The 16,389-nt window shown below is 59.5% G+C and carries 13 protein-coding genes, 1 tRNA gene and 1 rRNA gene; 8 read left to right on the top strand and 7 right to left on the bottom strand.

Annotated features, from left to right (window positions below; genetic code table 11):
- Positions 1-61, bottom strand: a 16S ribosomal RNA gene (locus Q5H89_RS19220); the annotation flags it as partial.
- Positions 62-747: 686 nt separating this feature from the next.
- Between Q5H89_RS19220 and Q5H89_RS19225 the strand changes: the two genes are divergently transcribed.
- Both Q5H89_RS19225 and Q5H89_RS23330 read left to right on the top strand, forming a co-directional pair.
- Positions 748-1,134, top strand: coding sequence for a hypothetical protein (locus Q5H89_RS19225; protein ID WP_305020976.1), 387 nt, complete (start codon positions 748-750; stop codon positions 1,132-1,134).
- A gap of 51 nt (positions 1,135-1,185) precedes the next feature.
- Positions 1,186-1,470, top strand: a complete 285-nt coding sequence (locus tag Q5H89_RS23330) for a YARHG domain-containing protein (protein ID WP_369810684.1) — start codon at positions 1,186-1,188, stop codon at positions 1,468-1,470.
- Here the strand turns inward: Q5H89_RS23330 and Q5H89_RS19230 are convergent.
- From Q5H89_RS19230 to Q5H89_RS19250, 5 genes are all read right to left on the bottom strand, one after another.
- Positions 1,459-2,727, bottom strand: coding sequence for an adenylosuccinate synthase (locus tag Q5H89_RS19230; protein WP_305020977.1), 1,269 nt, complete (start codon positions 2,725-2,727; stop codon positions 1,459-1,461). The genes Q5H89_RS23330 and Q5H89_RS19230 overlap by 12 nt on opposite strands.
- Positions 2,728-2,858: 131 nt before the next feature.
- Positions 2,859-3,209, bottom strand: coding sequence for an STAS domain-containing protein (locus tag Q5H89_RS19235; protein ID WP_305020978.1), 351 nt, complete (start codon positions 3,207-3,209; stop codon positions 2,859-2,861).
- A gap of 49 nt (positions 3,210-3,258) precedes the next feature.
- On the bottom strand, positions 3,259-3,729 hold the full coding sequence (locus Q5H89_RS19240; RefSeq protein ID WP_305021136.1) for a Fur family transcriptional regulator: 471 nt from the start codon (positions 3,727-3,729) through the stop codon (positions 3,259-3,261).
- A 178-nt stretch (positions 3,730-3,907) separates the two neighbouring features.
- The gene (locus Q5H89_RS19245) at positions 3,908-4,237 is read right to left on the bottom strand and encodes a CHY zinc finger protein (protein ID WP_305020979.1); all 330 of its coding nucleotides are present in this window, start codon (positions 4,235-4,237) and stop codon (positions 3,908-3,910) included.
- Positions 4,238-6,442: a RelA/SpoT family protein gene (locus tag Q5H89_RS19250; protein ID WP_305020980.1), complete on the bottom strand. Its 2,205-nt coding sequence runs from the start codon at positions 6,440-6,442 to the stop codon at positions 4,238-4,240.
- A gap of 183 nt (positions 6,443-6,625) precedes the next feature.
- On the opposite strand from Q5H89_RS19250, the gene Q5H89_RS19255 reads away from it, so the two are divergent.
- From Q5H89_RS19255 to Q5H89_RS19265, 3 genes are all read left to right on the top strand, one after another.
- Positions 6,626-6,707: transfer RNA gene (locus tag Q5H89_RS19255), tRNA-Leu, on the top strand.
- Between the two features lie 89 nt (positions 6,708-6,796).
- Entirely contained in the window at positions 6,797-8,131 is a 1,335-nt protein-coding gene (tig, locus tag Q5H89_RS19260) for a trigger factor (protein WP_305020981.1), read from the top strand.
- A gap of 153 nt (positions 8,132-8,284) precedes the next feature.
- Positions 8,285-8,992, top strand: a complete 708-nt coding sequence (locus Q5H89_RS19265; RefSeq protein WP_305020982.1) for a ClpP family protease — start codon at positions 8,285-8,287, stop codon at positions 8,990-8,992.
- A 103-nt stretch (positions 8,993-9,095) separates the two neighbouring features.
- Here Q5H89_RS19265 and Q5H89_RS19270 read toward each other — a convergent pair whose 3' ends face one another.
- The gene (locus tag Q5H89_RS19270) at positions 9,096-11,255 is read right to left on the bottom strand and encodes a prolyl oligopeptidase family serine peptidase (RefSeq protein WP_305020983.1); all 2,160 of its coding nucleotides are present in this window, start codon (positions 11,253-11,255) and stop codon (positions 9,096-9,098) included.
- Between the two features lie 161 nt (positions 11,256-11,416).
- On the opposite strand from Q5H89_RS19270, the gene Q5H89_RS19275 reads away from it, so the two are divergent.
- The 3 genes from Q5H89_RS19275 to Q5H89_RS19285 all read left to right on the top strand — a co-directional run bounded on the left by Q5H89_RS19275 (position 11,417) and on the right by Q5H89_RS19285 (position 16,348).
- Positions 11,417-12,163, top strand: coding sequence for a helix-turn-helix transcriptional regulator (locus Q5H89_RS19275; RefSeq protein ID WP_305020984.1), 747 nt, complete (start codon positions 11,417-11,419; stop codon positions 12,161-12,163).
- 93 nt (positions 12,164-12,256) lie between these two features.
- A complete protein-coding gene (gene clpX / locus Q5H89_RS19280; protein WP_305020985.1) occupies positions 12,257-13,480 on the top strand; it encodes an ATP-dependent Clp protease ATP-binding subunit ClpX in 1,224 nt (407 codons plus the stop codon).
- A 171-nt stretch (positions 13,481-13,651) separates the two neighbouring features.
- On the top strand, positions 13,652-16,348 hold the full coding sequence (locus tag Q5H89_RS19285; RefSeq protein ID WP_305020986.1) for a cyclic nucleotide-binding domain-containing protein: 2,697 nt from the start codon (positions 13,652-13,654) through the stop codon (positions 16,346-16,348).
- Positions 16,349-16,389 lie beyond the last annotated feature (41 nt).

Below are 16,389 nucleotides of genomic sequence, written 5' to 3' on the forward strand. Positions count from 1 at the left end.
CTTGCATGTATTAGGCCTGCCGCTAGCGTTCATCCTGAGCCAGGATCAAACTCTCCATTGTAAAATATTCCTGCACCTATCCGAAGATAGGCTGATGTCGAGTGCTTTCCTTGCTCTTTTTGTTTGACGTTTTTAATTCGTGTCGTTTGGTTTAGTCACGTTAGTAGGCTTGCGCTTACTAGCGTGACTCCTCACGTTTTGTCTATTTCCAACATTCAAAGAACGATTGTTGCTTCCATTTGAAGCAACATGGTGAGCTGCGTAGGCGGCCCTTTTTTGCTGTTTGCAGCGCCCTGTTTTAATTGGGAGTGCAAAGGTAGCTGAATTTTTTGACTTTCCAAATTTGAAGCGAAAAATTTTTAAGTTTTTCTTTTCTCGTTTTTCGGTCTGAATCGCTTTCGGTTGAAGCGGGGTGCAAAGGTACGGTGGGCTTTTCCGAGTTTGCAAGAGGTTTGAAAAATTTCTTTTTCTACGTTTTGCAGAAGGGGCACGGCAAGTGAGACACGCTGGCCAGCCGGGGAGTTCCGTGAGCTTTGCTTTTTGCTGGGGGACTTGCGTTTTTCCAGGTTTCCAGTGGGCCGGTTGCCGTTTGGGACTGCAAAGGTAGGAGGACTTTTTGGGTGGGCAAGCAGTGGTGTACGAAATAAGGCGAGCGAGGGTTGTAAGTAGCTGGGTTTAGGGAAGAAAAATTTTATTTGCTGTTTGATGCCATATTCCCGCTCAGTTTCATCCCCTTATTATCACTCTATGCGCTTCTTATTTCTCTGCTTGAGTTTATACTTCTTTGCCATAGCAACTTATGGACAAACAATGTTCGGCATGGAGAACATGCCAGCGTCGGCTTTTACAAAGTGGGCTGCGGCGACGCCAAAAGCTTACGAAGGTGTTTACCATTTTGGAGAGTCGGAATGGGAATCGGATTTTGCATTGGTCGTTAGCGATGGGGTTGTAACGGCGCAGATTCGTTCGGGAGAATGGACAAAGAATCCAGAAAGGTGGCAGAAAGCTTATAAGACCCTCACTAACGTCAGAATTATTGGAAACAAGTTTTATTCAAAAGAGACTGAGGGAGATTTTGTGACCTTCTCCGATGAAGGTAAAAGGACTTATGGATTTCGAGTTAGGAAGTCTTGAAGTTTTCCAGCAACTAAACAACAAGCTGAAGTTGGGACACGGACCGGGCCACTGGCAGACTACTACTACGGCGATTATCCACAGGCTTCTTATAAGGTGTTGAAGCCTGCGGAACTCACTCGGTATACTCAGGAGCAATTGGCGCTAATGCGCAACGAAGTATTTGCCAGGTATGGGTATGCCTTTTCAAAGAATGAGAAGATGCGGCGTCATTTTACAAAAAAGGAGTGGTACCAAGTCGAGAAGGTGTCTCTGGATTTGGTACTCACTCCTATTGAAAAACGGAATCTGCTAACGATACAGGCGGCAGAAGCTCAGGTGGCGCTACCGAAATAGCGTGCTCACTCTATCCGGGCCGACGCTGACGATGCGGATGGGCACTTGTAGCTCTTTTTCGAGGAAAGCCAGATAATCTTGGAGGGGCTGGGGGAACTGGGCGGCGTCGGTGACTTGGGTGAGGTCGGTGTACCAGCCGGGGATGGTGACGTACTCGGGAGTAATGGTTTCGAGCTGGCCGGGGTCGGGGAGGTTGGGGGTACTATCGCCGGTGGCGGTGCGGTAATGGGTACAGGCCTGGATTTCGGCGAAACCGTCGAGCACGTCAGCCTTCATGAGGTGCAGCTCGGTAACGCCGTTGAGCATGATGGCGTAGCGCAGGGCGGGCAGGTCTATCCAACCGGTGCGGCGGGGGCGGCCGGTGGTGGAGCCGAACTCGCGGCCGGCCTGGCGGATTTGCTCGCCGACTTCGTCATTTAGCTCTGTGGGGAAAGGGCCGCTGCCGACGCGGGTACAGTAGGCCTTGGTGATGCCGTAGACCTTGTCGATATGGCGGGGTGCGATGCCGAGGCCGGTGCAGGCGCCGGCGGCGATGGTGCTAGACGACGTAACGTAGGGATATGTGCCAAAATCAATGTCTAGCAACGAGCCCTGGGCACCTTCGGCGAGGATGCGCTTGCCTTGGCTGAGGAGGTCATTGAGCAGGAACTCGGTATCGACGAGTTGGAGGGTGCGCAGGAACTCGACGGCGGAGAAGAATTCGGCTTCGAACTCGGCGATTTCCAACTCTTTATTATAATGAGCGGCAATGCTGGCGTGGTGAGCGACGGCTTCCTGGTAGCGCTCCTTAAAATCGGGGAGCAGGATGTGGCTGACGCGCAGGCCCACGCGGCCGATTTTATCGGAGTAGGTGGGGCCGATGCCTTTGAGAGTACTGCCGATTTTGGTGTTGCCGCGGGCTTCTTCGCTAATGCGGTCGAGGGCGCGGTGCGACGGCAGGATGAGCTGGGCTTTTTTGGAAATGTAGAGATTTTGGCTCCAGTCCACGCCCCTATCGGTAAGTTTTTGCAGCTCGCCGCGGAATACGACGGGGTCGAGCACGACGCCGTTGCCGACGATATTGAGGATGTGCGGGTGGAAAATGCCGCTGGGCACCTGGTGCAATACGTGTTTCAGGCCATCGAAGGTGAGGGTATGGCCGGCATTGGGGCCGCCCTGGAAGCGGGCTACGGCATCGTAGGTAGGGGCTAGCACATCTACGATTTTACCTTTTCCTTCGTCGCCCCACTGGAGGCCTACTAGTACGTCAACTGGCATTTTGCTAGGTGTTTATTTCTCTTCGCGTGGCGCTTTATCACTAGGCCTCTCTCCTACTTGGAAAGTCGGAACCTACTAATTCTTCGTTGGCTGGGAGGGTGTTTTAAGATTCAGGGCAAAAAAATAGCCGCCTAGGAGGCGGCTAGGGTAAGCTGCTGGCGGGCGGTGGCCTCGTCGGCAGCTACGGTAAAAATGTTGTTTAGCTTGGTAAGTGCCAGCATTTTGCGCGGGTGGTCGGCGGGGTTGATAAGGACCATTTCTCCACCCCGGCTGCGAAACTTAGTGAGCAGCGACACCAGGATGCCCAGGCCCGTACTGTTGATATAGCGCACACCGGATAAATCTACCGCGCAATTCGTAACGGCCTCTCCCAAATAGCTATCTACTGCGTGCAGCATCTGCTGCGTATCGGGGCTGCCGATGAGGTCGCCGGTGAGCGTGACTAATAAGATGCCGTTGGTGAGCGTGCTGGTGGAAGTCATTCGGGTGGCTTTGGTTGGTAAAAGCCGGTTAGGTAGGTAGCGTAGAGGGCTAGTGAGCGGGCGGTGTGGCCGCCGCTTTGGCGCGGCAATCGCCACAAACGCCGTACAAATTTAGGGAATGATGCAGGATATGGAAGTTGAGCAGGTCGCCCACCATCGTTTGAATGCCGTGAATGCGCGGGTCGCAGAACTCAACCACCTTGTGGCACTCGGTGCAGATAACGTGGTCGTGCTGCCGGTAGCCGTAGCTTTTTTCGTACTGCGCCAGGTTGCGGCCAAACTGGTGCTTGCTTACTAGGCCCTGCTCTACCAGCAAATCCAGGGTGTTATACACCGTGGCGCGGCTTACCTGCAGGTTACGCTCCTTCATACCGGCGTAAAGCTCTTCGACATCGAAGTGGCCCGAGCGCACGTAAATTTCTTCGAGAATGGCGTAGCGCTCGGCCGTTTTGCGGAGGCCTTTATTTTCGAGGTGGGCGGTAAATATTTTTTTAACCTCTTCGAGGCGGTCGGTATTCAGCGTGGCCTGGCTGGATGCGCTAGGGGTGTGCCGGGCAGCGTAGCCGGTTTCGGACGAGCCGCCGGCGCCCTGCGCGGCCTCGGCAGCCAGTGCGGCAGAAGATGAATTCACGGGATAAGACATAGGAGGCACGTAATAAGTAAGTCGGGTACACAAGCCGCGAGCCTGGCGTTAGGTTTCACTGCTCGAAATAAAGCGGGTAATGGTTGGCGCAGCCCGGATTGAAGGCGGCGCCGCACGCGGGGCAGCTATTACCGCAGGCCAGGTAGCTACTGATACTGAGGGTAGTGTGGCAGTTGCCGCAGTATACCGCGTGGGTGGCAAATTCGGCTTTGGGCCATACCACGGGCGCGTGGCCCGCCGCTTCCTCGTGGCAGTGAATGCAGCCGTAAAACGTGTCGCAGCACTTGAGGCGCAGGGCGATAATATCGCGCTCGCTGTGGTAGTGCGCGCACTGGGTACGGGCATTCAGGTTGGTGCCGGCCAGGGAGATGGGCGCTAGGGGCATTTACGAATCGAAGCGCTCGACCTGCAGCACGCCATTCACTTTAGAGAGGCGCTGGATGAGCTTGTTGAGGTGGTCGGTATCGTTGATGAACACCATAATCTGACCTTCAAAGAACCCATCGTTCGAGTCGACGGTGATGGAGCGCATATTCACCTTGAGGCTGGTCGAAATGATGCGCGTCACGTCGTTCACAATGCCCACGCGGTCGGAGCCCTTGATGCGGATGCCGGCCAGGAAGGCCAGTTCCAACTGGTCGGTCCACTTGGCACGCACGATGCGGTTACCGTAGTTCGACATCAGGTCGACGGCCCGGTGGCAACTGGTGCGGTGAATAATGAGGCCGGTTTCGGTTTCGAAGCCAAACACGTCGTCGCCCGGTATCGGGTTGCAGCAGCGCGCCAGGCTGTGGTTGAACTTGTCGGTGCGCTCGCCTACCACGAGCATATCGGCGCGCACGCCCCTGATTTTCTGCACCTCGTGGTCGAATGCCTTGCGCTCCAGCACCGAGTCGGCCCGGGCGGCGGCAGTGGGCTTGAACAGGGAATCGCGGATTTCGCGGCCATCGAGCTGGCCGGTGGCTAGCCGGTAATAGAATTCCTGGGCCGTAGGCACGTTGAAATACGTGAGCACGCGCTGAAAATTCTCGGGCGTGTTTTCTACCCCGATTAGCTCCAGGCGCTTTTCCAGAATGAACTTGCCATCATCGGCCTTGGCGCGCTTGTCGTCGCGCAGAAATTCCTTGATTTTGGACTTCGCCTTGCTGGTAATCACGTAGTTGAGCCACTCCGGCGTGGGCCGCTGCTTGTGCGAGGTCAGAATTTCGACTTGGTCGCCGTTGCGCAACTGGTAGCTGAAGGGCTCCAGCTTCTGATTCACCTTGGCCCCCAGGCAATGCAGGCCGATGTGCGTGTGGATATCGAAGGCGAAATCGAGCGCCGTGGCTTTATCGGGCAGAATCACGAGCTTGCCCTTGGGCGTAAAGGTGTACACCTCCTTCACGAACAGGTTCTGGCGGAACTCGTCCATGAATTCGAGCGCGCTGGAGTTGTTAGTTTCCAGCATCTCGCGCACCCGGTTCACCCAGGCTTCGAGCGTACTCTCGGGCTGGAGGCTGCCGGTATCCTTGTATTTCCAGTGCGCGGCGTAGCCTTTTTCGGCAATGTCATCCATGCGCCGCGAGCGGATTTGCACCTCCACCCACTGGCCGGGGTGCGACATCACGGTGGTGTGCAGGCTCTCATAGCCATTGGCCTTGGGCGTGCTCACCCAGTCGCGCAGGCGGTCGGGGTTGGGCTGGTAAAAGTCCGTAACGATAGAGTACACCTGCCAGCAGGCAGCCTTTTCCTGCTCGGGCGGCACATCCAGGATGACGCGGATGGCAAACAGGTCGTACACCTCCTCAAAGGTCACGTTCTGCTTACGCATCTTCTTGAGAATGGAGTAGATACTCTTGGGCCGCCCTTTTATCTCATAGCTGAAGCCCTGGGCTTTCAACTCGTCGTCGATGGGTTGTACGAATTCCTTGATGAAGCGATTACGAGCGCTTTGGCTCTGTTTTACCTTGCCTTTCAGCTCGTTATAAACCTCGGTATCGGTATACTTGAGGTGCAGGTCTTCCAGCTCCGTTTTAATGGCGTAGAGGCCTAGGCGGTGGGCTAGCGGCGCGTAGAGGTAGATGGTTTCGCTGGCAATTTTGAGCTGCTTGTGACGCGGCATCGAGTCAAGCGTGCGCATGTTGTGCAGGCGGTCGGCGAGCTTGATGAGAATCACGCGCACATCCTCGCTCAGCGTAAGCAGCATTTTGCGGAAGTTCTCGGCCTGCTCGCTGGTGCCCTGCTCGAAAACACCCGAAATTTTGGTGAGGCCATCGATAATGCGCGCCGTTTTGTGGCCGAAGTCGCGCTCGATATCCGAAATTTCGGTGGGTGTATCCTCCACTACGTCGTGCAGCAGGGCCGCCACGATGCTCGTGGTGCCCAGCCCGATTTCTTCCACCGCAATCTGCGCCACGGCCAGCGGGTGCAGAATGTAGGGCTCGCCCGACTTGCGGCGCATGTTTTTGTGCGCTTCCAGGCTTTGGTTGAAAGCCTTCTTAATCAGCTTGGTATCGCCATCGTGCAGGTACGGCTTGGCCGTGCGCAGCAGGCGGCGGTAGTGGCGCAGAATTTCCTGGCGCTCAGCTTCGAGGTCAATTACGGGAGGCATGGTACCACAAATAACAGGCGTGGAAGCGGAAAGGTGGCACGGGCCGGCTAAGTAAGCGTGGGCTCGGCCGGCGGGGCGTGCCCTGGCAATTGCCAGGCTAAAGCTTGCACTACACTTGTGAAGCCAGCGAATAAGTTATACCTTTGCGGCCCCGCAGCGAATGGCGACGGGCAGCCCCAACTTGCGGATGTGGCGAAATTGGTAGACGCGCCAGATTTAGGCTCTGGTTCCTTACGGTGTGTGGGTTCGAGTCCCTCCATCCGCACTTTTCTGTTAAGCAGGCCCCTGGCTACGTAGTTGGGGGCCTTTTTTTTAACCTTTCCGACTGGCAAGCACCAGCTTGCTCCCACCGTTTTGAATATTACGCTTGACCGCAATGAGGAGCAGCTAACCGGGCTGCTGAACGTGCACCTGGACGAGGCTGACTACAGCGATGCCGTAGAGAAGCAAATCAGGGAAACCACCAAGAAGGCGCAGTTCAAGGGCTTCCGCCCCGGCAAAGTGCCCGCTGGCCTGGTGCGCAAAATGTACGGCAAAGGCATTCTGGCCGATGAAATCAACCGCCTGCTCGGCAGCTCGGTTGATACGTATTTGAAGGATAACAACGTAAAAATCCTGGGCGAGCCGATTCCGGTGCCGAGCGATGTTGATTTCGATACCGCTAAGTCGTTCGACTTCCAGTTTGAGCTAGGCCTGCTGCCCGACTTCGAGCTGCCCGCCGACCAGCAGGTGGAGCTGAAGCGCCCCGCCATTACGCTCGACGACGCGACCCTGGCCGAAACCAACGAGCAGATTGTGCGTCAGTTTGGTGAAACCACCAACCCCGAGGTTTCGGAGGCGGATGACTACCTCTTCGGCAAGCTGAAGAAGGCTGGTGCCGAAGGCGAAGGCCAGACAGTGCTGCTGCCCATCAACAAGGTGAAAAACGGCCAGGAGCGCTTCATCGGCGTGAAGGCCGGCGACACGCTGACGTTTGACCTGAGCGATGCCTTTGGGGGCGACGCGGGGGCTATCCGCAGCTTCTCGGGCCTGAGCCGCGAGGAAGCTGCCGGTGCTACCGGCGACTACGAGTTTGAGGTAGAGAAAATCAACCGCACGGCGGCTCCCGAAGAAAATCAGGAGCTGTTCGACAAGGTATTCGGCCCCGAGGCGGTTTCTTCGAAAGAGGAATTCGACGCCAAGGTGCGCGAGACGGTGCAGGGCAACTACGACCGCGAGTCGGATAACCTACTGAACCGCAAGCTCATCGACGCGATGATTGACAACACCACCATCCGCATTCCGGTGGATTTCTTCAAAAAGTGGCTGGTGCGCGCCAACGAAGGCAAGCTCGACGCCGCTACCGTGGAGCAGCACTACTCGGACTACGAGCGCGAGCTGAAGTGGAGCCTCATCCGCAACAAGGTGGTGGAAGACATGGGCCTCAAAGTAGAAACCGCTGAAATCCGTGACCGCGTGCTGGACAAGATTCTGGGCCAGTTTGGCGGCGGTATGCAGCTGACCGACGAAATGCGCCAAGGCATGGTGGGCTTTGCCGATAACTACCTGAAGCAGGAGAACGGCAAAAACTACGTGCAGGAGTACGAAGCCATTCTGGCAGAGAAAGTAGTGGAGGCCCTGCGTGGCAAAGTTGTTGTTACGGATGAGCCCGTAACGGCCGAAGAATTCCGCAACCAGAACGAGGGCTAAACCTTCGGGCCGGTTGACAAGTTAAAAAAGCCTTTACGCCCCGCGTAAGGGCTTTTTTGTGTTGTGCGCAGTACGTTTACAACATTGGCGGCCCCTACTCGTCTTTTGGTTTTGAACACGGGCCGGCAGCCGCTGGCCCCCTACTTACTTCCCATGCTGAATAAACAAGAGTTTCGCAAATTTGCCGTGAAGCATCAGGGCCTCAATGGTTTGGGTGTTGACCAATATATCCAGCACGTGGAAGGTCAGGCACGTGGTGGAATGATTATGCCGTCGAACATGACGCGCTCAGTTATCGAGGAGCGTCCGCAGAACTTCCGCGAAATCGACGTGTTTTCGCGCCTTATCATGGACCGCATCGTGTTTCTGGGCACGGCCGTGGACGACTACATTGCCAATATCCTGACGGCGCAGATGCTGTTTCTGGAGTCGGCCGACTCGAAGAAGGACATTCTGCTGTACATCAACTCGCCCGGTGGTTCGGTGTACGCCGGCCTCGGCATTTACGACACCATGCAGTACGTGAACCCCGACGTGGCCACGATTTGCACGGGCTTAGCGGCTTCGATGGGTGCGGTGCTGCTAGCCGGCGGCGCGGCCAACAAGCGCTCGGCGCTGCCCCACGCCCGCGTGATGATTCACCAGCCTAGCGGCGGCGCACAGGGCCAGTCGACCGACATCGAGATTACTGCCCGCGAGATTCTGAAGCTCAAGAAAGAGCTGTATGACATTCTGGCAAAACACTCGGGCAAAACGTATCAGGAAATCTACGACAACTCGGAGCGCGACTACTGGATGCGCGCCGACGAGGCCAAAGAGTACGGCCTGATTGACGAAGTACTGGAGAAGAAGCCGGCCTAGTGCTAAGCTGTTTGACTGAAAAAGGCCCCTGCTGGTATAGCAGGGGCCTTTTTTGTGCCTGAGAGGCTAGCTGGCTGGGTTGCCGGCCAATGAATGAACAGCCCTACTTCGCGGCTAAGGACCTGGGCTGGAAGTTGGGGTGGCCGGCCTGCCACAAGGCAAAGGCATACATATTGGCAAAGTTGCGGAAGGTCACTTTTTTGTCTTCGGTGAAGTGACCGTTGTCGTAGTTGACCTGCATGAGCACGGGCTTGCCCGAGGTACTGGCGGCTTGCAGGGCGGCGGCTAGCTTGCCGGGTTGCCACACGATAACGCGCGGGTCGTTCATGCCGCCCACGCAGATGACGGCAGGGTACTTGGTACCGGGCTTCACGTGCTGGAAGGCGTCCATCTCGTACAGCGCCTGGCACTGCACGGGGTCTTTGACGCTGCCAAACTCGGGCACGTTGACGGGGCCGTTGGGCGAGTTTTCCATGCGTAGCGCGTTGGAGCAGCTCACGTTGCTGATGGCGGCGGCAAAAAGGTCGGGGCGCTCGGTGATAGCCCGGCCAATGAGGATGCCGCCCGCGCTGGTGCCCATGCCAATGAGGTGGCTAGGGCTGGTGTAGCCGTTTTTGACGAGGTAATCGCCGCAGGCGATGAAGTCTTTCCAGGTGTTGGGCTTGGTAGTTTGGTAGCCGGCCCGGTACCACTTCTGGCCTTTTTCGGAGCCGCCGCGCGGGTGGGTTTCGGCCACAATCACGCCCTGGTTGAGCAAGGCCAGGTAGCGCTGGCTGAACCCCGGCACCGCCGAGAAGCCGTAGGCCCCGTAGCCATCCATAAAGCAGATTGATTGGCCATCTTTCTTCAGGCCCTTGCGGTAGATGAGCGAGAGCGGCACCATAGTACCATCCTGTCCGGGCACTTCCAGCTCTTCCACTACGAGGTCGGCCAGGCCGGGGTACGTTGCCTTTACATCGAACACGCTGGTGGCTAGCGCTTTGGTATCGGGATTGTAGCTGTAGAGCACGGGCGGCTGCTTCCACGAGGTGAGGCCGACCAGCACGGCGTTGCTGCGGGGCGCATCGAGCGGCTGCACGTAGGCGGTGCCGGTGCCGGGCAGCGGCACGTCGGCCCACTGCCGGGTACGCGGGTCGTACTGCCGGATGCGGTCGTTGATGCCGTCGTTGAGCGTGACGAACAGGTAATCTTTCGACGACACGATGCTCGTGATAATCTGCTGGCCTTCAGGCAGCAGCACGCTGGCGGCGGCCAGGTTGGGCTTGAAAGCATCGGTGACCAGAATGCGGCCTTTGGGCGCGCCTTTCACGCTGTAGCAGTACATGTTGGGGCCCAGCTTGAGGTAGCTGTACACGCTATCGGTGGGCACCACCAGGTGCTTCCACGGAATGACGGGCTTGCGCAAATCGGCGGGGCTGGCTATCCACACGTTTTGCCGGTTATCAACCGAGCCGAGCCCACCGTAGACCTGCGTGTGGTCGTCGGAAAAATACAGGAACGGGTACTCATCGGGCCGAATATTGAAAGACGGGTTTTTGGCGCGCGAAAACAGCTCGGGGTCGGCGCTGGCCGGGGTGTTGAGCTGGTGCAGGCGGGCCTTGGTATTGAGGTTGCCCTTGGGGTCTTTGGGGTCGGTCGAGTTGTTGGGGGTGTAGAGAAAGCCGGCGTCGGTGGGCAGCCAGTCGATGCCGCCGCCCGACACGGCCACGATGCTTTCGGGCAGCAGCGCCTTGGTATTCACCGTCATAGTGCGCAGGGTCGACAGCTCGGCACCGCCTTCCTGCAGGCCCACTACCAGGTGCTGGCCGTCGTTGCTAGGGGTGAAAGCCGTGACGGAGTACGTCTTGCCAGGGTCGTAGGCCACCGGGTCGAAGAGCAGGGTTTCGGGGCCGGTTTCGCCCTCGCGCAGGTAAATTTTACCCACGGTTTCGGTGGGCAGCGTTTTGCGGTAGAAGTAGCGGTTGCCGCGCTTCTTGACTTCGCTGTAGCGCATGGGCCGCATCGCATCGTAGCGCACGAAGGTGTTGACGAGGCTGTCGCGGCCCGGCAATTGGTCGAGCATCTGCTTGGTATAATCGCCCTGGGCCTTAAACCAGGCCAGCACCTCGGGGCTTTTGGTGTCTTCGAGCCAGCGGTAGTCGTCTACCACGGGGCGGCCAAAGTAGGTGTCGGTAACGGGGCGCTTGGGCGTGGCGGGCAGCGACTGAGCCGCGCCCGCCAGGCTAGCCAGCATGGGCAGCGCCAGCAGAGCAAAAGTTTTCATAGTTGAGTAAGGGTTTAGGGTAAAAAGCCGATGGTAAAATGACCGGCTCCAAGGCAAAAATACCCCTGGCAAGCAAGGCAAAAAATAGGTAATTTCACCTAGCTTCCACTACCTTTAGCGCTGGCATTCAGCACGAATACTACCCTAGCTAGCTTTGGATGATGGCCACTCTCAGCATCCGGCACGCGCAGCAGCTTGGCGCGGCCCTCGCCCCCCTCTACGCCGCCCCCGACCCCGCCACGCTCGGCACCCGGTTTGCGGCGGCGCTCCGGCCTTTGTTTGGGGCTGCCGCCGTGGGTGTGGAGTGTGGCGATGCGCAGGGCCGGGGGCAGTTGCTAGGGGCCTGGCCGCCAGCACGGCAGGCCCAGGGCGGCCAGCCAGCGGCTCAGCTAAGGCCGCCGCACCCGCTTTACGAAGAGCTGTTTGTGCGTGGCAACCCGCGCCCGCTGCGGCTCACCGACTTTGCCGGCGCCCCGGGTAGCGGCAAAGTCGGCTACCACCCGGGGCAGCCCCGCGCCGCTAGCCTGCCCTACCAGCTGGCAATGGGCACGGCGCTGCCGGGCGGCGGGCTTATTGCCTGCCTCATTGGCCGCGCCAGCGCCGATTTTACGCCGCTCGAGCAAACGCTGCTGGCTTTTGTGCAGCCGCACGTGGCGGGCCTGCTAGCCCACCTGCCCGGGGCGCTGGGGCCGGTGCCCGAGGGCGGGGGCATACCGCCCGCGCTGGGCCTTACGCGCCGCGAGGCTGACATTCTTTTTCACCTCACGAGGGGGCGGGCCGATAAGGAAATCGGGCAGCTGTGCGCCATCAGCGCGCGCACCGTGCAGAATCATCTGCACAACATCTACCACAAGCTGGGGGTTGCTAACCGAACGGCCGCCAGCCTGCGGGCCGTTAGCTGGCTGTAGGGGCTAGCCCGCCCAAACGCGGGTGGCCGCCGTATCTTTGAACCCGTTTCGCCGAAAGTAGCTTAGCCTACCTAGTTTACCTGTTTTGACCCGATGCCGGAAATAGCCTGCTCCTTTTGTAACAAGCCCAAGCGCGATGTCGCGGTGATGATTTCGGGCATCAATGCGCATATCTGCGAGAAGTGCGTGGCGCAGGCCCAGCACATTCTTTCGGAAGAAACCAAGCTGCAGGCCGAGGCCCGCCAGCCCAAGTTCAACCTCATCAAGCCCCGCGAAATCAAAACCCACCTCGACCAGTACGTGGTGGGCCAGGACGAGGCCAAGCGCGTGATGAGCGTGGCCGTGTACAACCACTATAAGCGCCTGATGCAGAAGCCGCAGCACGACGAAGTAGTGATTGAGAAGTCGAACATCATCATGGTGGGCGAAACCGGCACGGGCAAAACCTTCCTGGCCCGGATGTTGGCCAAGATTCTGCAAGTGCCCTTCTGCATCGCCGATGCCACGGTGCTGACCGAGGCCGGCTACGTGGGCGAGGATGTGGAAAGCATTCTCACGCGCCTGCTGCAAGCGGCCGACTACAACCTCGAAGCGGCCGAGCGCGGCATCGTGTACATCGACGAGATTGACAAGATTGCCCGCAAGAGCGACAACCCCAGCATCACGCGCGACGTGAGCGGCGAGGGCGTGCAGCAGGCCTTGCTGAAGCTGCTGGAAGGCACGCACATCAACGTGCCGCCGCAGGGCGGCCGCAAGCACCCCGACCAGAAAATGATTTCGGTAAACACCGAGAACATTCTCTTCATGTGCGGCGGGGCGTTTTCGGGTATTGACCGCATTATCAAGAGCCGGCTCAATACCAAGCCGATGGGCTTTTCGAAGACCAACCTCGATGAGAACGTGGACACGCAGAACTTCCTGCGCTACGTGTCGGCCCAGGATATCAAGAGCTTCGGCCTGATTCCGGAGCTGATTGGCCGCCTGCCGGTGCTTACGCACCTCAACCCGCTGGACAAGGACACGCTGCGCCTGATTTTGACTGAGCCGAAAAACTCGCTGGTGCGCCAGTACAAGCGCCTGTTCGGGATGGAAAATATTGCCCTCGACTTCACCGAAGGCGCCCTGGAATACATTGTGGAGCGCGCCGACGAGTACCGGCTAGGGGCGCGGGGCCTGCGCTCCATCTGTGAGAGCATCATGACCGACGCCATGTTTGAGATGCCTTCGGAGGCGGGCGTGGTCGAGTTTACGATTACGGAGAGCTACGCCCGCAGCAAGTTTGAGAAGTCGCCGCTGCGCCTGATGCGCGCCGCGTAACTCCCTGACATATTTCTGTTTCAAGCAGAACGTCATGCAGACCGCAGGGAAGCATCTCGCTCGCACCGCTGGATTACAACCCTAGTGGCGCAAGCGAGATGCTTCCCTGCGGTCTGCATGACGTTTTAGCATAGTTTTTCCGCAGTCAAACCCTAACCTAACTTGCGGGCGATGACGATAACTGAACGCGGGCAGCGGCTGCTAGGCGTGCGCCCCGACGAAGGGCGCACGGTGTGGCTGTTTTTCCTGCACAATTTTCTGCTAGGGGTCGGCACCATCCTGGTGTACGTGGCGGCCAACGTGCTGCTGCTGGAGAACAACCCCGAGCGCAACCTGCCGCTGGCCTATGGCGTGGCCGCGCTGGCCATGCTGGCCACCGGCCAGGTATACGCGCATTTTGAGCACCACTGGCTGCTGCAAAAGCTGGCGGTGCGGGTGCTATTGGCGGCGGTGGCCCTCACAGGGGTGCTAGGGGTGCTGGTGGCCACGGGCCATTCGGTGGCGGCAGCGGTGGCCATTATGGCGGGCTACCGGGTTATTTACCTGCTGACTAACCTGGAGTTCTGGGGGGTGTCGGCGGTGGTGTTTGATGTGCGGCAGGGCAAGCGGCTGTTTGGCATCATCAGCGCGGGCGACATGCCGGCCAAGGCGATGGGCGCGGTGCTGGCCATCTTTATTCACAGCAATGCCGACCTGCCCTGGCTGCTGGGCACGGCTTTCGGCGCCTACCTGCTGGCCTTGCTGGCCCTGCGCGCCACGCTGCGCTCGCACGTGGTGGAGGCCGCGCCGGTGGCGCGGCGCGCGCGGCCGCAGGCGGTGGCGCCGGGGCTGCGCCGCTGGTTTGGCGACAGCCAGATGGTGCAGACCATGTGCCTGAGCCTGCTAGCCCTGGCCGCCGTAACGACGGGCATCGAGTACCTGTTTTTTGTGAACGTCAAGCACCGCTTCCACGACGAGGCGGCCATTATGCGCTACGTGGGCACGGTGCTGGTGAGCACCTACCTGGTGGCCATGCTCTTCAAGCTGCTGCTCTCGCAGCACACCGTAGACCGGCTGGGCGTGCGCTGGGTGCTGCTGGCCCTGCCGGTAGCCATACTGCTGGGGCTAGGCCTCTACGGCGGCCTCAACCGGGCCGACACCGAACGCACTTTGCTGTATTTCTGCGGCTTATACTTAGGATTGGAAGTATTGCGCCGGGCGGTTTTCGACCCAGTATTTCTGCTCTTATTTCAACCCCTTACCCCTACCGAGCGGCTGCAGGCGCACACGCTGGCCAAGGGCCTGTATGAGCCGCTGGGCATGGCGCTGGGCGGCGGGCTATTGTTTGCGCTGCACGCGCTGCCGGGCGGCCAAACCTGGGCGCCCTTCCTCTGGATGGGCCTGCTGATGGCGGGCGTATTGCTGCTGCTGCTGCGCACCTACCGCCAGTACGTGGCCGAATTGCAGCACGCGCTGAGCCGCCGCTTCGCCGATGACACGACCGAGCCGGCGGCCGCCGCGCCGACGGCCGAGGCCGCCGCGCCGGCCGCTAGCCCCGCCAGTATTCGCCAGCTCGTGCGCCAATTGCCCAGCAAAGCCAGCCGGCCGCAGGCCACCCAGCAGCTACTGCGCCTGGGCGATGCCGCCCTGCCCACCCTGGCCGAGGTGCTAAGCACCGACGCCGACCAAAGCGTAGTGCGGCGCGTGGCGCAGGTATGCGGCCGGCTGCGCACGCCCGCCAGCCGCCAGCTGCTGGTGGCGCTGGCCCGGCAGCCGCACCTGTTTCGGCGCGAAATGGCGTTGCGCGCGCTGCGCCACTTTGACGTGGTGCCGCACGAAGTGCCGCTGTTTCAGGCCCTGGTGCACGACGAGCTGCAGCTAGGCCAGCAGCTGCTCCACGGCCAGGCCACGGCCAGCGCCGACCTGGCCAGCTGCCTCGACTATGAGCTGCTGCGCACCCAGCAGCGGGTTTTTGCCCTGCTAGGCCAGATTTATCCGCCCCAGCTCATTGCCGATGCCCAGCGCGGCGTGGCCAACGCCGCCCGCGAGCGCCAGGCCAACGCCCTCGAAATACTCGACAACAGTATTGCCAGGCCCACCTACCAGGGCTTGCAGGCGCTGCTGAGCCTGGCCCCGCCCGCCGAAAAAGAACGCGTTTTTGACCGGCTGCTGGGGCCGTTGCTAGCCCCCGCCCCCATCGTCGAAACCATTATGGAGCGCGGCGAAACGGCGTTTACCGACTGGACGGTGCGCACGGCCCTCGACCACTGGCAGCCCACTGCCGCCACCGTGGCGGCGCTCTCGCCGCATTTGCGCAGTGCCAGCCTCCTGGTGCGCGAGAGTGCGTTTGCCATTCTGGCGCGGCTGGCCAGCCAGCAGCCCAGCCTGTACCAGCAAGTGAATGCCGCCCATCAAACCCTTGATAATCTGCTTATGAGCCACGCCGCCACTACTTCGCACATTAGCGCCGCCGAGCGGGTAGCGGTGCTCCAGCAAACAGCCTTATTTGCCGAAACGCCCGAAAACGTACTCAGCAGCATCGTGCCCATCATGCACGAGGTCAGCTTTGCAGCGGGCCAGCAGATTTTTGCCAAGGGCGACCTGGGCGCCTCGCTTTTCATTGTGTACGAAGGCCAGGTAGGCATTTTCAACGGCGCGCAGCAGCTGGCTACCTTCGGCAAGGGCGATTTCTTTGGCGAACTGGCGCTGCTCGATGCCGAGCCGCGCTCGGCATCGGCCGTGGCGCAGGGCGCGGCTACGGCTTTCCGACTCGACCAGGAAGACTTTTACGATGTGATGGAGGAACGGCCCGAGGTGCTGCGCAACATTTTGCGGGTGCTGTGCCAGCGCCTGCGCCGGCAAAACGAGGCACTGCAGGTAGCGAAGTAGGCTATTAAAAAACGTTTGTCATGCTGAGCTTGCCGAAGCAT

This window comes from Hymenobacter cheonanensis (genome assembly GCF_030581075.1).
GTDB lineage: Bacteria > Bacteroidota > Bacteroidia > Cytophagales > Hymenobacteraceae > Hymenobacter.